Source organism: Streptococcus parasanguinis (assembly GCF_001578955.1).
In the GTDB taxonomy this organism is placed as follows: domain Bacteria; phylum Bacillota; class Bacilli; order Lactobacillales; family Streptococcaceae; genus Streptococcus; species Streptococcus parasanguinis_U.
In genome coordinates this window covers 1-4,498 of the sequence record NZ_KQ969691.1, presented here as the reverse complement: position 1 = coordinate 4,498, position 4,498 = coordinate 1, and the positions used below count along the sequence as shown (strand labels likewise).

Annotated in this window: 3 protein-coding genes and 1 pseudogene; 3 read left to right on the top strand and 1 reads right to left on the bottom strand. The window is 37.6% G+C overall.

The genetic code is table 11. The features are described from left to right. The 3 genes from oppC to SPADD19_RS06805 all read left to right on the top strand — a co-directional run. Nucleotides 1-861 (top strand): oligopeptide ABC transporter permease OppC (oppC, locus tag SPADD19_RS06815; RefSeq protein WP_164905861.1); only part of this gene is annotated, 861 nt, incomplete at its 5' end. An 11-nt stretch (nucleotides 862-872) separates the two neighbouring features. Then, nucleotides 873-1,940 carry an ABC transporter ATP-binding protein gene (locus tag SPADD19_RS06810; protein WP_061455603.1) on the top strand — a complete coding sequence of 356 codons (1,068 nt, stop codon included), beginning with the start codon at nucleotides 873-875 and terminating at the stop codon, nucleotides 1,938-1,940. Nucleotides 1,941-1,950: 10 nt separating this feature from the next. Continuing rightward, a complete protein-coding gene (locus tag SPADD19_RS06805) occupies nucleotides 1,951-2,877 on the top strand; it encodes an ATP-binding cassette domain-containing protein (RefSeq protein ID WP_003010296.1) in 927 nt (308 codons plus the stop codon). Between the two features lie 71 nt (nucleotides 2,878-2,948). Here the strand turns inward: SPADD19_RS06805 and SPADD19_RS11690 are convergent. Continuing rightward, nucleotides 2,949-4,116, bottom strand: a pseudogene (locus SPADD19_RS11690) (transposase). Nucleotides 4,117-4,498 lie beyond the last annotated feature (382 nt).

The window sequence follows — 4,498 nt, the reverse complement described above, 5'->3', positions numbered from 1 at the left end:
GATGCTCCGGCATACTCATACTGGAAATCTGTATTCAGACAATTCTTTAAGAAAAGAACCACTATCATTATGCTTGCTGTTTTGATTGGGATTCTCTTGATGAGTTTTGTCTACCCGATGTTTTCAAATTTCGATTACAATGATGTTAGTAAGGTCAATGACTTTACTGCTCGTTTGAATCCACCAAGTGCCAAAGCTTTCTTTGGTACAGATAATAACGGTAAATCCCTCTTTGATGGAGTTTGGTTTGGTGCTCGAAATTCAATTATCATTTCCTTCATTGCCACTGTTATTAACGTGGTGGTCGGAGTCATCGTTGGTGGAATTTGGGGAATCTCAAAATCCATCGATCGTATCATGATGGAAGTATACAATGTCATTTCAAATATTCCATTCTTGCTAATCGTTATCGTCTTGACTTACTCAATGGGATCTGGTTTCTGGAATTTGATTCTTGCCATGTCTTTAACCGGATGGATCGGAATTGCCTACATGATTCGTGTTCAAATCATGCGTTACCGTGATTTGGAGTACAACCTTGCCAGTCGAACATTAGGAACGCCAACTTTGAAAATTGTTACGAAAAACATTTTGCCTCAATTGGTATCTGTTATCGTGACGCAAACATCACAAATGTTACCAAGTTTTATTTCTTATGAAGCCTTCCTTTCATTCTTCGGACTCGGTCTTCCAATTACAGTTCCAAGTTTGGGACGGTTGATTTCTGACTATTCTCAAAACGTAACTACAAATGCCTACCTATTCTGGATTCCGCTTACTGTTTTGATTTTAGTATCCTTGTCATTCTTTATCGTCGGACAAAACTTGGCCGATGCCAGCGACCCACGTACACATAGATAGGAGGAGTAGATATGACATCAAATAACAATATTATTTTATCTGCTCAAGATATCGTAGTGGAATTTGACGTGCGCGATCGCGTACTGACAGCTATTCGTGGCGTATCGCTTGAGCTAGTAGAAGGTGAAGTTCTTGCCTTGGTTGGTGAGTCAGGTTCAGGGAAATCAGTTTTGACAAAAACGTTCACCGGAATGTTAGAAGATAACGGTCGTATTGCCCAAGGTTCGATTAAATACCGTGGTCAAGAATTAACTGATTTGAAGACCAATAAAGATTGGGAAAATATTCGTGGATCTAAGATCGCTACAATTTTCCAAGACCCAATGACAAGTTTGGACCCAATTAATACAATTGGATCACAAATTACAGAAGTCATTATCAAACACCAAGGAAAAACAGCTAAAGAAGCCAGAGAAATGGCATTGGACTATATGGAGAAAGTTGGAATTCCAGATGCTGAACGTCGTTTTGATGAGTATCCATTCCAATATTCAGGTGGGATGCGTCAACGGATCGTTATTGCCATCGCCTTGGCCTGCCGTCCAGATATCTTAATCTGTGACGAACCAACAACAGCCCTTGACGTGACCATTCAAGCGCAAATCATTGATTTGTTGAAATCCCTTCAAAAAGAATACCAATTTACAGTTATCTTTATCACCCACGACTTAGGTGTGGTTGCAAGTATTGCAGATAAAGTAGCTGTTATGTATGCTGGAGAAATTGTTGAGTTTGGTAAAGTAGAAGAAATTTTCTACGATCCAAAACATCCATACACATGGAGCTTGCTTTCAAGTTTGCCTCAATTATCAACCTCAGATGGTGATCTATACTCTATTCCAGGGACTCCGCCATCATTGTATGCTCCAATCAAAGGAGATGCCTTCGCACTTCGTTCAGATTATGCGATGCAGATTGATTTTGAAGAAGAGGCACCGGCTTTCAAAGTGACCGATACTCACTGGGCTAAGACATGGTTGCTCCATCCAGATGCACCAACAGTTCATAAACCAGAAGTAATCGAAAACCTTCACGAAAAGATTGGCTCAAAAATGGGCTTCACTCACATTACAGAATAGGAGGAAGGAAATGACTGAAAAATTAGTTGAAATTAAAGATTTAGAAATTTCCTTCGGTGAAGGAAGTAAAAAATTCGTTGCTGTTAAAAACGCCAACTTCTTCATTAATAAGGGAGAAACTTTCTCTCTTGTTGGTGAATCAGGAAGTGGGAAGACGACAATTGGACGTGCTATCATCGGTTTGAATGATACAAGTGCTGGAGAAATTATTTATGACGGTCGCAAGATCAACGGAAAAAACTCTCATAGTGAAAAATCAGAGTTGATCCGTAAAATTCAAATGATCTTCCAAGACCCAGCAGCAAGTTTGAATGAACGTGCTACAGTTGATTATATTATCTCCGAAGGTTTGATCAACCACCATTTGTTTAACAGTGAAGAAGAACGTCAGGAAAAAGTAAAAAATATTATGCATGAAGTTGGGCTTCTTGCAGAACATTTGACACGTTACCCTCACGAATTCTCAGGTGGACAACGTCAACGGATCGGTATTGCCCGTGCACTTGTTATGGAACCAGAATTTGTCATTGCGGATGAACCAATCTCAGCCCTTGACGTTTCAGTACGTGCGCAGGTCTTGAACCTTTTGAAAAAATTCCAAAGAGAATTAGGCTTGACCTACCTCTTTATCGCCCATGACTTGTCAGTTGTGCGCTTCATTTCTGACCGTATTGCAGTTATCTATAAAGGGGTTATTGTAGAAGTAGCAGAAACTGAAGAGCTATTTAACCACCCAATCCATCCATATACTCAATCCCTACTTTCAGCGGTCCCAATTCCAGATCCAATTCTAGAACGTAAAAAAGTTCTAAAAATTTATGATCCGGAACAACATGATTATTCTGAAGATAAACCACAAATGGTTGAAATTAAACCAGGTCATTATGTATGGGCTAACAAAGCTGAAGAAAACAAATACAGACAAGAATATAAATAGAGAGGCTTTCCTCTCTATTTTCTTTAGGGCTTTTTGTGGCTCTTTGTCAACTGTAGTGGGTTGATGAAAAGCTAACATCTAGAGAGGACCGGATAGGTCTTCCTTTTTTTACATGTTTAGAGTGATGAAAACACGCTTCCTAAAGTTGATAGAGTTTCTAAAACCAAATCCTATAGGTTTGATGTCTTTGATCAACTTATTAGTCGTTTTGAGTTTCGCGTTTGAATCGTCTGTTTCTAGCGTATTTATGATGTGTCTGAGGAAAGTCCTAAATGGTGATGGACCGTTCCTCTATCAGCTCAAAGAATGCATCTGCTCTCTTCTGCTGAAAAGTCTAGTGTCTTCTCAACGACTTCATCTGTAATCAAGGTTTGACGGAAAGTCATTGAATGAAAAGAGTTGAGAGATAACTTACGGATTTCTTTTTGAAAGATTCGCCAGTGATTATTTAAGGCACGATAGGATAGTGACTTTTTATCAAATTGGTCCATAATCGAAATCTTGTCTTTAAAAACACGCGTCCAAGGTGATGGGTAATATGAAAACGATCCAGAACGATTTTAGCGTTTAAAAAGCGTTTTCGAGCTAATGGGATATAGGTTCTGATATATCCATCGTGATAAATTGGACCTTTTGCCGAGCTTTCAATGAATACAAAAAAAGTAGTTTTGTATAGTAATTTGGAGACCTTTATCGAAGAGGATAATGAGTTCGCTGGACTCATAGTTTTGAGTCACAAAAACTAAGTCACCTTTCTTAAAACCAAACTCCTTCCAGGACATAATCTTTGAGAGTTTGACATAATGATTCTTGAAAGTAAATTGGTAATGCTTACGATAGACTGTATAAGTTGACACATGAAGTTTTCAAGCAATATCCATTAGAAGTACCTTCTGAGTTAGGGGGTGTGTAACTTTTTTTCGGACAAGGGTTGAGATATAACATATATTCTTAATAAATGATGTCTCGGCAATCATGACACTCCAACAGCTGTTACACTGGAAACAATGTTTCTTTAGACGTAGTAGTGTTGAAGTTCCAGCTTGTTCAAGAAGAGGAAGTTTAGAAAGTTTTTGAAAGTCTTATTTAATAATCTTTCCTTGGCAATGGGGAATAATGGTACAGGATAATCGAATTTTACTTGAATCTCAATATGATTATCAGTTTCAAAACGAATGAAATAATGATATTAGGACCTTTAACTCCGAATAATTCTGAGGTATCCTTAATGAGTCCCATAGGTTCTTCCTAATGGTAGTTTCGTCGCTTTTCATTATAGTTATTATAGGAGTATTTGTTTATAAGTAAAAAGTTCTAAAATCTATAGAATAGTTTTCCCCGCTATAGGAATTATTGAGCCAGAGTTTTTTACTATATCTAATAAAAGAATAAAACTGTAAAGAAGTAATCTTTCTAAAGCATGAAAAGCCTGTATTATGGGCTTTTTTCGACTTTTTTAAAAAATTTTTTTAAAAAAGTAAATTTTTTTTAAAAAAAGTGTTGACAGTAAGAAGAGGTCATGATATACTAATATAGTTGTCGCGAGAGAGCGACAAAGACCTTTGAAAACTGAACAAGACGAACCAATGTGCAGGGCACTACAACTGAAGTTGTAGTAACT

Bases quoted from the DNA above. Each gene is read 5' to 3' on its own strand.
- SPADD19_RS06810 (WP_061455603.1), top strand. From the start codon at position 873: ATGACATCAAATAACAATATTATTTTATCTGCTCAAGATATCGTAGTG.
- SPADD19_RS06805 (WP_003010296.1), top strand. From the start codon at position 1,951: ATGACTGAAAAATTAGTTGAAATTAAAGATTTAGAAATTTCCTTCGGT.